Origin of the sequence: Micromonospora narathiwatensis (genome assembly GCF_900089605.1) — a bacterium.
Taxonomy (GTDB): domain Bacteria; phylum Actinomycetota; class Actinomycetes; order Mycobacteriales; family Micromonosporaceae; genus Micromonospora; species Micromonospora narathiwatensis.
Window position 1 is genome coordinate 6,124,550 of record NZ_LT594324.1, and the last position, 14,187, is coordinate 6,138,736.

At 74.8% G+C, this 14,187-nt stretch carries 12 protein-coding genes; 2 read left to right on the forward strand and 10 right to left on the reverse strand.

Features of this window, described 5'->3' with window-relative positions; genetic code table 11:
• Positions 1 to 26: 26 nt before the first annotated feature.
• The 9 genes from cydC to deoC all read right to left on the reverse strand — a co-directional run bounded on the left by cydC (position 27) and on the right by deoC (position 10,830).
• Positions 27 to 2,081 carry a thiol reductant ABC exporter subunit CydC gene (cydC, locus tag GA0070621_RS27115; RefSeq protein ID WP_167667476.1) on the reverse strand — a complete coding sequence of 685 codons (2,055 nt, stop codon included), beginning with the start codon at positions 2,079 to 2,081 and terminating at the stop codon, positions 27 to 29.
• The gene (cydD, locus tag GA0070621_RS27120; RefSeq protein ID WP_091202898.1) at positions 2,078 to 3,757 is read right to left on the reverse strand and encodes a thiol reductant ABC exporter subunit CydD; all 1,680 of its coding nucleotides are present in this window, start codon (positions 3,755 to 3,757) and stop codon (positions 2,078 to 2,080) included. Before cydD ends, cydC begins: the two co-directional genes overlap by 4 nt.
• Complete coding sequence (locus GA0070621_RS27125; RefSeq protein ID WP_091201055.1) at positions 3,754 to 4,761, reverse strand: cytochrome d ubiquinol oxidase subunit II; 1,008 nt, start codon at positions 4,759 to 4,761, stop codon at positions 3,754 to 3,756. The genes cydD and GA0070621_RS27125 overlap by 4 nt, the downstream gene beginning before the upstream one ends.
• Positions 4,762 to 4,771: 10 nt before the next feature.
• Positions 4,772 to 6,019 (reverse strand): cytochrome ubiquinol oxidase subunit I, encoded by a 1,248-nt coding sequence (locus GA0070621_RS27130; protein WP_091201057.1) that lies wholly within the window; start codon positions 6,017 to 6,019, stop codon positions 4,772 to 4,774.
• 105 nt (positions 6,020 to 6,124) lie between these two features.
• Positions 6,125 to 7,030: a M56 family metallopeptidase gene (locus tag GA0070621_RS27135; RefSeq protein WP_091201059.1), complete on the reverse strand. Its 906-nt coding sequence runs from the start codon at positions 7,028 to 7,030 to the stop codon at positions 6,125 to 6,127.
• Positions 7,031 to 7,040: 10 nt separating this feature from the next.
• Positions 7,041 to 7,472 (reverse strand): BlaI/MecI/CopY family transcriptional regulator, encoded by a 432-nt coding sequence (locus GA0070621_RS27140; RefSeq protein WP_091201061.1) that lies wholly within the window; start codon positions 7,470 to 7,472, stop codon positions 7,041 to 7,043.
• Between the two features lie 145 nt (positions 7,473 to 7,617).
• Positions 7,618 to 8,442, reverse strand: coding sequence for an aldehyde dehydrogenase family protein (locus tag GA0070621_RS27145; protein WP_091201063.1), 825 nt, complete (start codon positions 8,440 to 8,442; stop codon positions 7,618 to 7,620).
• On the reverse strand, positions 8,435 to 9,865 hold the full coding sequence (locus GA0070621_RS27150; protein WP_091201065.1) for an aldehyde dehydrogenase family protein: 1,431 nt from the start codon (positions 9,863 to 9,865) through the stop codon (positions 8,435 to 8,437). Before GA0070621_RS27150 ends, GA0070621_RS27145 begins: the two co-directional genes overlap by 8 nt.
• A gap of 5 nt (positions 9,866 to 9,870) precedes the next feature.
• Positions 9,871 to 10,830 (reverse strand): deoxyribose-phosphate aldolase, encoded by a 960-nt coding sequence (deoC, locus tag GA0070621_RS27155; protein ID WP_091201067.1) that lies wholly within the window; start codon positions 10,828 to 10,830, stop codon positions 9,871 to 9,873.
• A 136-nt stretch (positions 10,831 to 10,966) separates the two neighbouring features.
• Here deoC and upp point away from each other — a divergent pair, with 136 nt between their 5' ends.
• Positions 10,967 to 11,599 carry a uracil phosphoribosyltransferase gene (gene upp / locus GA0070621_RS27160; protein ID WP_091201070.1) on the forward strand — a complete coding sequence of 211 codons (633 nt, stop codon included), beginning with the start codon at positions 10,967 to 10,969 and terminating at the stop codon, positions 11,597 to 11,599.
• Positions 11,600 to 11,741: 142 nt separating this feature from the next.
• Entirely contained in the window at positions 11,742 to 12,422 is a 681-nt protein-coding gene (locus GA0070621_RS27165) for a GOLPH3/VPS74 family protein (RefSeq protein ID WP_091201072.1), read from the forward strand.
• Positions 12,423 to 12,482: 60 nt separating this feature from the next.
• Here the strand turns inward: GA0070621_RS27165 and GA0070621_RS27170 are convergent, their stop codons facing one another.
• Positions 12,483 to 14,147 (reverse strand): phospho-sugar mutase, encoded by a 1,665-nt coding sequence (locus tag GA0070621_RS27170; protein ID WP_091201073.1) that lies wholly within the window; start codon positions 14,145 to 14,147, stop codon positions 12,483 to 12,485.
• Between the last annotated feature and the right edge of the window lie 40 nt (positions 14,148 to 14,187).

Sequence of the window (14,187 nt, forward strand, 5' to 3'; positions counted from 1 at the left end):
GCGTCCGGGGATTTCCCGGACCGCGCTCAGGGGGCGAGGGCCAGATAGCCGCGCTCGGCCGCCGCCTGGAGCAGCCACTGGTCGCGGTACCAGCCCGGCTGCGCCACCAGTTCGTCGTGCCGGCCGCGCTGCACCACTCGGCCGGCGTCGAGCACCACGATCTCGTCGAGCCCGGCCAGGCCGCTGAGCCGATGGCTGATCAGCAGGACGGAGTGACCGGTCGGGGTGGCGGCCAGCGCCGAGGCGAGCACGGCGTCCGCGGCGGCCGGGTCGAGGCCCTCCATCGGCTCGTCCAGCACCAGTACGGCCGGGGCGGCCAGCAGCGCCCGGGCCAGCGCGAGGCGCTGCCGCTGGCCGCCGGAGAGCTGCCCGCCCTGCTCGCCGACCACGGTGTCCCAGCCGTCGGGCTGGGCGCGTACCCAGTCCAGCAGGCCGGCCGCCCGGGCGGCGGCGGTCAGCTCCTCCTCGTCGGCCCGCGGCCGGCCGAGCAGCAGGTTGTCCCGTACCGAGGCGTGGAAGACGTACGCCTCGGCGAGCAGGCCGCCGACCATCCGGGGCAGTTCCTCGGCCGGGTACGCGGACACGTCCACCCCGTCGAGGGTGACCCGACCGGCATCGGGGCGTACCGCGCCGGTGAGCACGGCGGCCAGGGTGCTCTTGCCGGCGCCGCTCGGCCCGACCACGGCCACCCGGCGACCCGCGGGCAGGTCCAGGTCGACCCCGTCGAGGGCGGGTGCCGCCCCCTCCCGGTACCGCACGGTCACCCCGGCGAACCGCAGGTCGTGCCCGGCGGTCGCCGGGGTGCCCCCGGGGCCGGGACCCGGGCCGGGAGCGGGTGTCGGCGCGGAAGCGGGCGACGGGCCCGGAGCGGAGGCCGGGGCGGGAGTGGACGGCGGGACGGGCGCGGTCAGGAGGGCGGCCACCCGGGCCAGGCCGGCCCGGAGCTGGGTGCGCTGCCGGGCGGCCCCGACGAGGGCGAGGGCGATCTCGACGGCGGCCAGGGTGCCGACGGCCAGGACGCCGACCAGCACCCCGCCGACACCCGCGCGCAGCGCCACCACGACCACGGCCGCGGCGGTCAGCCCGCTCACCAGTACCCCGGTCGCGTCGACCGCGAAGCCGGTCGCGGCGAGCCGGCGTTCCAGCCGGGCGAGCCGGCGGGCCCGCCCCTCGGCGGCGGTCAGCGCGGTGGCGGTGGCACCGAACGCGGCCAGGTCGGCGGCGCCGTGGGTCAGGTCGACCGCGTCCACGGCGAGCGCGCCGCGCAGCGGGGCCACCTCGTCGGCGGCACGCCGGGTGAGCGCGGTGGCCAGCGCGGGCAGCCCCACCCCGGCGACCAGCAGCCCGACGGCGAGCACCCCGGCCGCGGCCGGCGAGATCAGTGCGGCGCCCCCGACGGCGAGCAGGCTGACCAGCGCGGCGGCCGCCCCCGGGACGAGCACCCGGAGCAGCAGGTCCTGCACCGCCTCCACGTCGGAGACGAGCCGGCTCAGCGCGTCCCCGGTCCGCCGGGCGGCGGTGTCCCGCCGGGTGGTCAGGGTGGCGAAGACCCGGGCCCGGACGTCGGTGATCATGCGGAGCACCGCGTCGTGCCCGGCGAGTCGTTCGGTGTAGCGGAACACGCCCCGGCTGACGGCGAGGGCCCGGACCGCGACGATGGCGACGGTCAGCCGGTCCAGCGTCGGCCGCCCGGCGGCGGTCATCAGCAGCCAGGTGGCGGTGGCCATCAGGGCCAGCCCGGCGAACTCGGTGGCCGCGGCGAGCAGCCCGGCCCCCAGCAGCCGGCCCAGGTACGGTCGCGCCAGCCGCAGCACCGCCCGCTCGGCCCGCGCCCGGCGGTCGCGGGCGGCACCGGCGCGCAGGCCGGTCGGGGCCAGCTCGGACGGGTTCGGCTCGGCGGCGGTCGGCGCGCCCGAGTCGCGGGCGGCCGGGCTCACCCCGTCCCGGGAGACGCCCCCCGGCACGGCCCGCACCGGCTGGTCGGGGCGCCCCGGCACGACCTCGCCGCCGGAGACGACCTCCGGCTGCGCGGGCCGCCCGGGTGCCGGACCGTCCCCGGGCTGGTCGGAGCCTCGGCTCATCCCGCCACCTTTCCCGCCGGCACCGGGCTCAGCTCGGTCACCCGGCCGTCCTCGACCCGCAGGATCCGGTCGGCGTCCTCCAGCAGCGCAGGCCGGTGCGCGACCAGCAGCGCGGTACGCCCGGCGACCAGCCGCCGGGTTGCCGCCAGCACGACCGCCTCGCTGGCGGTGTCCAGCCGGGCGGTCGGCTCGTCGAGGAGCACCAGCGGGGCGTCCCGGACGAACGCGCGGGCCAGCGCCACCCGCTGCCGCTGCCCGCTGGACAGGCCGTGCCCGCGCTCGCCGAGCGTGGTGGCCAGCCCGTCGGGCAGGGCGGCGACCACCTCGTCCAGCGCCGCGTCGGTGACCGCGCGGGCGAGCGCGGCGTCCGGGGTGTCGGGCGCGCCGAGGCGGATGTTGTCGGCCAGCGAGCCGGCGAAGAGGTGGGCTCGCTGCGGCACCCAGGCCACCTGGCGCCGCCAGGCGTCGAGGTCGACGTCGGCGAGGTCCACCCCGTCGACGGTGACCCGGCCGGCGGTCGGGGTGACGAACCCGAGCAGCAGGCCGAGCAGGGTGCTCTTGCCGGCGCCGCTGGGCCCGATGACGGCGACCCGCTCGCCGGGGCGGATGGTGAGGGTCACGTCCCGCAGCGCGGTGGTCCGCTCGTACTCGACGGTGACGCCCTCGAAACGGATCTCGCCGGACCCGGCCGGGGCCGGCCGCCGCCCGCCGGTCGGCGCGGTGGGCGCCGGCCCGGCGGAGACGCTGAGCGCCTCGTCCAGCGCGGTCAGCCCCTCCATGCTGGCGTGGAACCGGCTCCCCGCCGCCCGCAGCGGCAGGTACGCCTCCGGCGTGAGCAGCAGCACCAGCAGTGCGGTGGAGAGGGTGATCCCGCCGCCGAGCAGCCGGATGCCCACCGGCACCGCGACCAGCGCCACCGAGAGGGTGGCGACCAGTTCGAGGACCAGCGCGGAGAGGAATGCGATCCGCAGCGTCTTCATGGTGGCCTGGCGGTGCCCGTCGGCCATCCGGCGTACCACGTCGACCTGGGCCCGGGCCCGGCCGAACGCGCGCAGCGTGGGCAGCCCGGCCACCATGTCGAGGAAGTGCCCGCCGAGCAGCGACAGCCGCCGCCACTGCCGCTCGGTGGCGGCCTGCGCCTGCCAGCCGAGCAGGGCGCCGAAGATCGGGATGAGCGGGATGGTCAGCGCGATGATCACCGCCGAACTCCAGTCGGCGAGGACGATCCGGGCCAGCACGGCCAGCGGCACGGTCACGCTCAGCACGAGCTGCGGCAGGTAGCCGGTGAAGTAGGGGTCGAGCGCGTCCAGCCCGCGCCCGGCGAGGGTGGCGAGCTGCCCGGCCCGCTGGCCGGCCACCCAGGTGGGCCCGTGCCGGCCGACCGCGCCGAGCAGGTCGGCGCGGAGCGTGGCCTTCACCGTCGCCGCCGCCCGGGCCGCCACCGTGCCCTGCGCCCAGCTCACCAGCGCCCGGCCGGCGACCGCCGCCACGAAGCCGGCCAGCGCCGGCCGGTGCAGCCGCCCGTCGACCGCCGCCGCCAGCAGCGTGGCCAGCGCGGTGGCCTGCGCGACCACCAGCAGCGCGGTCAACCCGCCCGACACCGCGAGCATGGCGAGGTCGCGCCGGGCCGCGGGGACCCGGCGCAGCAGCCGCGGGTCGAACGGACGGCGGTTCACCAGTACACCGGTGCCCTGCCGTCGGTCCGTCCCCGGAACACCCACCAGCACATCGCCTGAAAGCCTAGTAGGGCCGGCAGCAGCGGCAGCACGAGCCAGCCGAGCAGGGACAGCGTGGGCCCGCTCGCCGCGGCGTCGGCGACGGTCAACGAGATGCCCGGGTCGCCGGTGGAGACCAGCACCCGGGGCCAGAGGGCGGCGCCGACCAGCACCACCGGCAGCGCCAGCGCGGCGCTGCTCGCCGCGAAGGACACCCCGGGTCGGCCCCGGCCGAGCGCCGCACGGGCCACCAGCAGCGCCGCGACCAGCGCCAACGGCAGGAGTACGGCGACCGCCGGCCGCGCCACGGCGGCGCGTACCCGATCGGAGAGCAGGCCCAGGACGGTGGCCGTGGCGACCGCGGCGAGCGCCGCCGGCACCAGGCCGCGGGCCAGCCGGGCGACCGGCGGTACGTCGGCGGCCGGCAGCCGGAGGGTGAGGAAGGTCGCACCGTGCACGGCGATCAGCGCCAGCATCGCGAGCGCGGTGGCGGCCACGAACGGGGTGAAGAGGTGGGCCACCCCGGCGACGTGCCCGTCGGATCGCAGCGGTACCCCTTGCAGCAGCCCGCCGAGCAGGGCACCCCAGCCGAGGGCGGCGAGCGCGCTGCCGGCCACCACCGTCCGGTCCCAGCCGGCGCGGGCCGACTCGGCGCGTGGCCGGCTGCGCAGTTGCACCCCGGCGGTCACCAGCACCACCCCGGTGACCGCGCCGAGCACGGCCGGGTAGAAGCCGGCGAGCAGTTCGCCCTCCAGCGTCGGGAAAGCGCCGAAAAGGATGCCGACGGCGGCCACCAGCCAGACCTCGTTGCCGAGGAAGAACGGCCCGACGGCGGTGAGTGCGGCGCGTCGGGCGGCCGGGGCCGCGCCGCGGGCGAGCAGCAGCCCGACACCGTAGTCGTAGCCGCCGAGGACGAGGTAGCCGGCGAAGAAGAGGCCGAGCAGGGCGTACCAGGCGAGTTCCACGGCGGGCTCCTCAGGCGAACACGGGGTCGGGGCGGTGGTCGGTGTCCGGCGCGGGCGGCCGGCCGAGGGCCGGGTCGTGTGCGCCCCGGGCGGCGTGCCGGGCCAGCAGCACCCAGTTGCCGACGGCGAGGGCGCCGAGCAGCAGGCTGAAGCCGATCAGCGAGGTGAGCATCAGGCCGGCGCCGACCGGTGAGACGGCCTGCCCGGTCGGCAGCAGCCCGTACGCGGCCCAGGGCTGGCGGCCGACCTCGCGGGCGATCCAGCCGAGGATCACCGCGACGAAGGGCAGCGGCAGGGCGAGCAGGACCAGCCAGAGCGGGAAGCGCAGCCGGATGATCCAGTCCCGCCAGAGCAGTGGCACCACCAGGATGCCGAAGAAGAGCGCCATTCCGATGAGGATCATGAAGCCGAGCCCGTCGTTGGACAGCGCCGGCGGGGCGTAGTCGCCCGGACCGAACCTCGTCGTCCACTCGGCGACCAGCGCGTCCCGGTCCGCACCCCCGCCGAACTTGGTGGGCTGGACCTGCCCGACCGAACCGAACTGGGCGAAGCCGAACCCGATCAGGAAGACCACCGCGACCGCGAAGGTGAGCAGCCCGAGCCGCAGCGACTTGCGGAAGAGCGCGAAGTCCGGGGTACGCCGGATCAGGTGCCAGGCGCTGACCGCCGCCATCAGCATCCCGCCGGTGACCAGGCTCGCCGAGACCACGTGCCCGAACGCGAAGCCGAGGGTGGGGTTGGTGAGCAGCGCGCCGAAGTCGGTGAGGTGCGCCACGCCGTCGCGGAGTTCGTAGCCGACCGGGTGCTGGAGCCAGGAGTTGGCGACCATGATCCAGAACGCCGAGGCGTACGCGGTGAGCGCGACGCCCCAGAGCAGCGCGAGGTGGACGCCCCGACGCAGCCGGTGCCAACCGAAGATCCACATGCCGAGGAACGTGGACTCCAGGAAGAAGGCGACCAGCGTCTCGATGGCCAGTGGTGCGCCGAAGACGTTGCCGACGTAGCGCGACAGGCCGCTCCAGTTCAGCCCGAACTGGAACTCCATCACGATTCCGGTGGCGATGCCGAGCACGTAGTTGATTACGTAGAGCTGGCCCCAGAACCGGGTCAGTCGCTCGTACACCGGTTTGCCGGTGACGAAGCCGGCGGTCTGCAACCCGACCAGCAGGGTGACCAGGCCGAGGGTGACCACCACGAACAGGAAATGGATCGAGGTGGTGGTGGCGAACTGAAGGCGGGCGAGGAGCAGGGGGTCCATGCCGTTCTCCCACGGACGGGTTGACTCGCTTGTCATAGGGAGCCTACACGTAGCCTGCCTACCTATTGGCGCGCCACCATGGCGAGTCCGCGAACCAGGGGACGGTCAGCTCAGGAAGAGGGAGATCGGCAGGCCGGCCACGGTGGTCGCGACGGCCAGCGCGGTGGCGCCGAGCAGCCGGGGCGTCCGGTCCGGGACCAGCAGCCGCTGCACCCGTACGTCGAGGTCGCGGTCGCCGAGGCCGAGCGCGCCGGCCGGGGTGATCCGGTGCCCGGCGGCGGCGAACCGGCGCAACGCCCCGGCCAGCGGCGCCTCGGCGTGCAGCTCGCGGGCCTTGTCGTCGGCCCGCATCTCGACCAGCAGCGCCACCCGCTCGTGTGCGTGGCGCACCCAGCCGAACCAGGGCAGGGCCCGGCAGAGCGCCGTGAACGGCAGCAGCACCAGGTCGTGCCGCTCCTCGGCGTGCGCCCGCTCGTGGGTGAGCACCGCGGCCAGCTCGGCGCGGTCCAACAGGCTGAGCGTGCCGGCGCTGACCACCACCCGGGGCCGCACCCCCGGCAGGCAGTACGCGGCCGCGCTCGGGTGGTCGAGCACCAGCGCGCCCGGCACGGTCGGGTCCCGCCGGGCGACCAGGCTGAGCAGCTCCCGGTGCCGGCGCTGGGCGCGGATGGTGCCGTGAATGCTGCGGACCGTGGTGGTGAGCAGCACCGCGCCGATGCCGAAGCCGACCCCGACCAGGCCGAGGTGGACCACCCCGACCCCGGCCGGCAGGCTGCCGTGGGCCAGGTCGGTGGCGAGCGCGAGCAGCGCGCTCCCGGTCGGCCGGTCGTAGGCGGTCAGGCCGAGCGCCATCGGCAGGCCCATCGCGGAGAGACCGAGCGCCAGTCCGATCGCCTGCCAGCAGACGATCGCCACGCGCGGGGCCTGCCAGGTCCACTTCGAAACGGCGAGGACCTGCGCGGTCAACCAGCAGGCCAGGATGCTCGCGGCGAAGTGCACGGCGTACGCCACGGCCGCCGCCCTACCGGTCCGTCGCCTCGTCGGCCAGCGCCGGCCGCCCGGCCCGCGGGTCCTCGACCCGGTCCGTCAGCCCGGCCTCGGCGCTCAGCGCCGCGCGCAGCACCTCCGCCTCGGTGCCGGTCACGGAGCGGGCGAAGCGCACCAGCGCGGCGTCCCGGCTGCCGCCGAGATCGAGGGCGTCGAGCATGAGCTGGGCGATGTGCGCCTCCCGGCTGGCCGCGGCCCGGTAACGCCAGGCCCGCCCCTCCCGCCGGCGCTGCACCATGCCCTTGCCGGCGAGCCGGTCCAGCACGGTCATCACCGTGGTGTACGCCAGCTCCCGCCCGTCCAGGGCATCGGCCACCTCGCGCACGGTCACCCCGTCCGACGTGCCCGGGTCCATGTCCCACAGCACGTCCATCACCGCACGCTCAAGATCGCCCAGCCGAGTCACCCCCCAATCCTACCCCCCGTAGTAGATTCCCTCGGCCGGTAGGTACGGAGGGCCCTCAGATACGGAAAGAGTGGCCATCCGACGTGCGGCGGCCACTCTTTCCGTGAGCTGGTGCAGATCTTGGACCTCGGGCGGCCCGCCCGGGTCAGACGCCCTTGGGGTGCCAGACGGTCTTGGTCTCCAGGAGGGCGGTCATCCGGGTGACGCCCGGATCGGTGGACCAGTCCTGGTCGGCCGGGGCCGGCCGGAGCACCCGCTTGAGATTCTCCGCCGCCTTGGCCTCCAGCTCCGCCGCCAGCTCGGCGTCGGCCACCCCGGTCAGGTCGATCGCGTTGACGTCCATGTGCCCGGCCAGCGTCGGCACCGTCTCGGTGATCCGGCCGGTGAGGATGTTGACCACCCCGCCCGGCAGGTCGGACGTGGCCAGCACCTCGGCCAGGGTCACCGCGGCCAGCGGCGCGGCCGGCGAGGCCGCCACCACGACGGTGTTGCCGGTGACGATCGCCGGGGCGATCACGCTGACCAGGCCGAGCAGCGCCGGCGCCTCGGGGGCCACCACGGCCACCACGCCGGTCGGCTCGGGCGCCGACAGGTTGAAGTACGGCCCGGCCACCGGGTTCGCGCCCCCGTACACCTGGGGGAGCTTGTCCGACCAGCCGGCGTACCAGACCCAGCGGTCGATCGCCGCGTCCACCTCGTCGGCCGGTACGCCGAGCGCGACGAACTGCTCGCGGCGGCCCTCCAGCATCTCGGCGACCCGGTAGAGGATCTGACCCCGGTTGTACGCGGTCGCCCCGGCCCAGCCCTTCACCGCGGCCCGGGCGGCGACGACCGCGTCCCGGGCGTCCTTGCGGGAGGCCAGGGAGACGTTGGAGTCCTGCACGATGTACGACCGTCCCGACTCGCTGCGCGGGAACTTCCCGCCGATGAAGAGCTTGTACGTCTTGCGTACCGCGACCCGCTCAGACATTGAGGTACGCCTCCAGCCCGTGCCGGCCGCCCTCGCGACCGTAGCCCGACTCCTTGTAGCCGCCGAACGGCGAGGTCGGGTCGAACTTGTTGAACGTGTTGGCCCAGACCACGCCGGCGCGGAGCCGGTCGGCCATCCACAGGATCCGGGAACCCTTGTCGGTCCAGATCCCGGCCGACAGCCCGTACGGGGTGTTGTTCGCCTTCTCCACCGCCTCGGCCGGGGTGCGGAAGGTCAGCACGGACAGCACCGGGCCGAAGATCTCCTCGCGGGCGATCCGGTGCGCCTGGGTGACCCCGGTGAAGATCGTCGGGGCGAACCAGAAGCCGCGCTCGGGCAGCTCGCACGGCGGCGACCAGCGCTCGGCGCCCTCGGCGGCCCCGGCCTCGGACAGCTCCCGGATCCGGTCGAGCTGGGCGGCCGAGTTGATCGCGCCGATGTCGGTGTTCTTGTCCAGCGGGTCACCGACCCGGAGCTGGGCCATCCGGCGCTTGAGCGACTCCAGCACCCGGTCGGCGACCGACTCCTGAACCAGCAGCCGCGAGCCGGCGCAGCAGACGTGTCCCTGGTTGAAGAAGATGCCGTTGACGATGCCCTCGACGGCCTGGTCGACCGGGGCGTCGTCGAAGACGATGTTGGCGGCCTTGCCGCCCAGCTCCAGGGTGAGCTTCTTGCGGGTGCCGGCGACCGCGCGGGCGATGGCCTTGCCGACGTCGGTGGAGCCGGTGAACGCGACCTTGTCGACGCCCGGGTGCTCGACCAGCGCCCGGCCGGTCTCGCCGGCGCCGGTGACGATGTTGACCACGCCGGCCGGCAGGTCGGCCTGCTGGCAGATCTCGGCGAAGAGCAGCGCGGTCAGCGGGGTGGTCTCCGCCGGCTTCAGCACCACCGTGTTGCCGGCGGCGAGCGCCGGGGCGATCTTCCAGGCCAGCATGAGCAGCGGGAAGTTCCACGGGATGACCTGGGCGGCCACGCCGAGCGGCTGCGGGTTCGGCCCGAAGCCCGCGTGGGGCAGCTTGTCGGCCCAGCCGGCGTAGTAGAAGAAGTGCGCGGCGACCAGCGGTACGTCGACGTCCCGGGATTCCTTGATCGGCTTGCCGTTGTCCAGCGACTCCAGCACGGCCAGCTCGCGGGAGCGCTCCTGGACGATCCGGGCGATCCGGAACAGGTACTTGGCCCGGTCGCGGCCCGGCATCGGGCCCCAGACCTTCTGGTACGCCTTGCGGGCGGCGCGGACCGCGCGGTCCACGTCCTCGTTGCCGGCCTCGGCGATCTCGGCGAGGACCTCCTCCGAGGCCGGGTTGATCGACTTGAAGCTGCCGCCGTCGACCGGGTCGACGAACTTTCCGTCGACGAAGAGCCCGTACGAGGGCTTGATGTCCACCACCGAGCGCGACTCGGGGGCGGGGGCGTATTCGAACATCGCGCTCAGTCCAGGGTGAAGTAGTCGGGACCGGAGTAGACCCCGGTCTTCAGCTTGGTGCGCTGCATGAGGAGGTCGTTGAGCAGGCTGGACGCGCCGAACCGGAACCAGTCCGGGTCCAGCCAGTCCGCGCCGACGGTCTCGTTGACCATGACCAGGTACTTGATCGCGTCCTTGGTGGTCTTGATACCGCCGGCCGGCTTCACGCCGATCTGCCGCCCGGTGGCGGCGCGGAAGTCGCGGACCGCCTCCAGCATGACCAGGGTCACCGGCAGGGTGGCCGCGACCGGGACCTTGCCGGTGGAGGTCTTGATGAAGTCGGCGCCGGCCAGCATGGCCAGCCAGGAGGCCCGCCGCACGTTGTCGTACGTGGTCAGCTCGCCGGTCTCCAGGATCACCTTGAGGTGGGCGTCCCCGCACGCCTCCTTGGTGGCGACGATCTCGTCGTACACCGCCTGGTAGCGGCCGGCCAGGAAGTCGCCCCGGTTGATCACCATGTCGATCTCGTCGGCCCCGGCCGCGACCGCCGCCCGGGTGTCGGCGAGCTTGACGTCCAGCGGGGCCTGGCCCGACGGGAAGGCGGTCGCCACGCTGGCCAGGTGCACGCCACTGCCGCGCAGCACCTCGGCCACGTACGGGACCATGGAGGGATAGACGCAGACGGCGCCGACGTGCGGGCAGGACGGGTCGGCCGGGTCGGGGCGCAGCGCCTTGGTGGCCAGCGCCCGCACCTTGCCGGGGGTGTCGGCCCCTTCGAGGGTGGTCAGGTCGACCATCCGGATCGCCAGGTCGATCGCCTGGGCCTTGGCGGTGGTCTTGATGGATCGGGTGCCGAGTTGTGCCGCCCGCTGCTCCGCGCCGACCTGGTCCACGCCGGGTAGGCCGTGGAGGAAGGTCCGCAGAGCGGTCTCGGATCGTCCCAGCTCGGAGAGGTCCGACCGGGCCGACGTCGCTGTCGCCGTCATGGCGTGAATAGTACGCATCCCGCCGGGGTGTGATCTTGGTCACGGCGGCCTGGTTGTGGGTGCCACACGTGAGCGAGGTCGCTGGCCAGCCGGCGCGTGCGGTGCGCGGCGAGGCCGCCCGGTAGGTTGAGCGTTCGTGGACGTACACGTCATTGACCACCCGCTCGCCCAGGCGCGGCTGACCGCCATGCGGGACGCCCGGACCGACTCGCCGTCGTTCCGGGCCGCGCTGCGCGAACTCACCACCATGCTGGTGTACGAGGCCGCGCGCTCGTTCCCCGTCGAGAAGTACCCGATCCAGACCCCGGTCACCGCCACCGAGGGCACCCGGCTGGCCAACCCGCCGCTGCTCGTGCCGGTCCTGCGGGCCGGTCTCGGCATGGCCGACGCCGCGCTCGGTCTGCTGCCCGAGTCGTCCATGGGCTTCGTCGGCCTGGCCCGCGACGAGGAGACGTTCGAGCCGCGCGCCTACATGGAGTCGCTGCCCCGCGTCCTGACCGGCCTGCCGGTGCTGGTGCTCGACCCGATGCTGGCCACCGGCGGTTCGCTGGAGCACTGCTGCCGGCTGCTCGCCGACCGCGGCTGCACCGACATCACGGTGCTCTGCGTCCTCGCCGCGCCGGTCGGCATCGAGCGGCTGGAGCGCTCCGGCCTCCCCCTGCGCCTGGTCACCGCCTCCATCGACGAGGGCCTCAACGACCGGATGTTCATCGTCCCGGGCCTCGGCGACGCCGGCGACCGCCAGTTCGGCGGCATGCCCCGCTTCTGACCCCGCAGCCGGCGTCGATCATGGAGTTGTGGCGGCGGACGAGGGCCACAAAAGCCGGAAAACCGTCGCCACCCGCCCATGATCGACACGCTGCGGCGCGTTGGCGCCTCGGGGGCGGGGAGAGGCGTTAGCGTTCCGGGCCATGACTGGTGTTGCGCTCGCCGAAGAGCTGCTGCTCCTCGCGTACGACGACGAGACCGGCAAGGCGACCATGCCCCGGATCAGTCTTGATCTCGGGATGGCCGCCGCGGTGCTGGTCGAGCTGGCCCTGGCCGGCCGGATCGCGTACGCGGATGGCTCCCTGGCGGTGATCGACCCGTCGCCGACCGGCGAGCCGATCGCCGACGAGGTCCTCGTCCGGATCGCCGCCGACACCCCGCACACCCCGTCGTCGTGGGTGCAGCGGCTGCGGCACGGCCTGCGCGACCGGATCCTCGGCGACCTGTGCGGCCGGGGCGTGGTCCGGGACGTCGACGAGACCGAGCTGGGCTTCATCCACGTGCACCGGTACCCGGTCGTCGACGCCTCGGTGGAGGCGGACTCCCGCCGCCGGCTGGCCGAGGCGCTGGCCGCCGGCCAACTCCCCGACGAGCGGACCGCGGCGCTGGCCACCCTGATGGCGGTGCTGCGGATGGAACCGGCGCTCGGCCTGACCGGCGAGGGCGCCCGGGACGCCCACCGCCGGCTGGAGGAGATCGCCGGGGTCGCCGGCTTCTCCGGCACCGTCGGCCTGGACGACAGCGTCGTCCGCCCCTCCGTCAGCCTGGTGGTCGCCGCCCTCGCCCAGGCCGTCGACGCCGCGCTCGGCAAGCGCGAGCCGTGAGCCCCTGTCGACGCCTCCGGTGAGCACGGGCCCCTTGTCGACAGGGGCCCGTGCTCAGCGCTAGAGGCCGAGGACGGTGGCCACCTCGGTGCGCAGGGCCGCCACCGCGGCCGTCGCGCGGGCGCGGGCCGCGGGCACGTCGCCGTCCGCGACCGGCTCCACCACCTCCAGGTACGCCTTCAGCTTCGGCTCGGTGCCGGACGGGCGGATCACCACCCGGGCCGTGTCGGTACGCAGGATCACCACGTCCGCGCCGGGCATCAGGTCGGACGCCTCGGTCACCGGGTGACCGAGCAGCGAGGTCGGGGTGGCCGCCCGGAGTCGCGTCATCATCTGCGCGATCAACCGCAGGTCGTCCACCCGCACCGAGAGCTGGTCGGTGTGGTGCACGCCGAACTCGGCGGCCAGCTCGTCCAGCCGGTCGGTGAGCGTACGGCCCCCGGCCTTGAGGCCGGCCGCCAGTTCGGCGACGGTCAGCGCGGCGGTGATGCCGTCCTTGTCGCGTACGTGCTCCGGCGCGACGCAGTAGCCGAGCGCCTCCTCGTACCCGAAGACCAGCGGCTGGCTCCCGCCACCGCCCCGGACGATCCACTTGAACCCGGTCAGCGTCTCGTCGTAGGGCAGGTTCCGGGCCGTGCACATCGCCCGCAGCAGGGACGACGACACGATGGTGGTGGCGTAGAGCCCGGTGACCCCGCGACGCATCAGGTGGTCGGCGAGCAGCGCACCCACCTCGTCCCCGCGCAGCATCCGCCAGGTGCCGCCCTCCGGTACCGCCACCGCGCAGCGGTCCGCGTCCGGGTCGTTGGCGATGGCGAGGTCCGCGCCGGTCGAGTCGGCCAGCGCGACCAGCTTGTCCACCGCGCCCGGCTCCTCCGGGTTGGGGAAGTTCACCGTCGGGAACGCCGGATCCGGTTCGGCCTGGTCGGGCACCACGCCGGGGGTCGGGAACCCGGCCCGGGCGAACGCGGCGGTCAGCACCGTGGCGCCCACCCCGTGCAGCGGCGTGTACGCCACCTTCAGGTCGCGCGGTCCGGCCGGGTCGACCACCGCGGCGGCCCGTTCCACGTACGCGGCGACCAGGTCGTCGCCGAGCACCTCGCCGGCCGGGCCGAGCGGCACCTTCGCCAGCGGGCCGACCGCCCGGATGGCCGCCTCGATGCCGGCGTCGGCCGGCGGCACGATCTGCGCGCCCGCGCCGAGTTCCCCGCCGAGCTGCGCGCCGAGGTAGACCTTGTAGCCGTTGTCCTGCGGCGGATTGTGGCTGGCGGTGACCATGACGCCGGCCACCCCGCCGAGGTGCCGCACCGCGTACGCCAGCACGGGGGTGGGCAGCGGGCGGGGCAGCACCAGGGCCGGGCGACCCGCGCCGGTGGCGACCTGTGCGGTGCGCTCCGCGAAGGCCCGCGAGCCGTGCCGGGCGTCGTACCCGATGACCAGCGGACCCGTGCCGCCCTGCTGGGCGAGCCAGGCGACCAGCCCGGCGGCGGCCTGGGTGACCACCGCGAGGTTCATGCCGTTCGGGCCGGCGCGCAGCGGGCCGCGCAGCCCGGCGGTGCCGAAGGTCAGTGGCCCGGCGAACCGGTCGGCCAGTTCCGGCGCGCTGCCCGGCAGCCCGTCCAGGACAGCGCGCAGCTCGTCCCGGCTGGCCGGGTCGGGGTCGTCGTCGAGCCACCGGAGGGCTCGCTCGCGAAGTTCGTCAAGGTCAGTGGTATCCGCCGCCATTGCCCCTTGATAGCACGGCGGCGGATCACCACTCTCCGTC

Coding starts and splice junctions, on each gene's coding strand:
- GA0070621_RS27150 (WP_091201065.1), bottom strand. CDS start 9,865: ATGTTCGAATACGCCCCCGCCCCCGAGTCGCGCTCGGTGGTGGACATC.
- GA0070621_RS27165 (WP_091201072.1), top strand. CDS start 11,742: ATGACTGGTGTTGCGCTCGCCGAAGAGCTGCTGCTCCTCGCGTACGAC.
- cydC (WP_167667476.1), bottom strand. CDS start 2,081: ATGAGCCGAGGCTCCGACCAGCCCGGGGACGGTCCGGCACCCGGGCGG.
- GA0070621_RS27145 (WP_091201063.1), bottom strand. CDS start 8,442: ATGTCTGAGCGGGTCGCGGTACGCAAGACGTACAAGCTCTTCATCGGC.
- GA0070621_RS27130 (WP_091201057.1), bottom strand. CDS start 6,019: ATGGACCCCCTGCTCCTCGCCCGCCTTCAGTTCGCCACCACCACCTCG.
- GA0070621_RS27170 (WP_091201073.1), bottom strand. CDS start 14,147: ATGGCGGCGGATACCACTGACCTTGACGAACTTCGCGAGCGAGCCCTC.
- deoC (WP_091201067.1), bottom strand. CDS start 10,830: ATGACGGCGACAGCGACGTCGGCCCGGTCGGACCTCTCCGAGCTGGGA.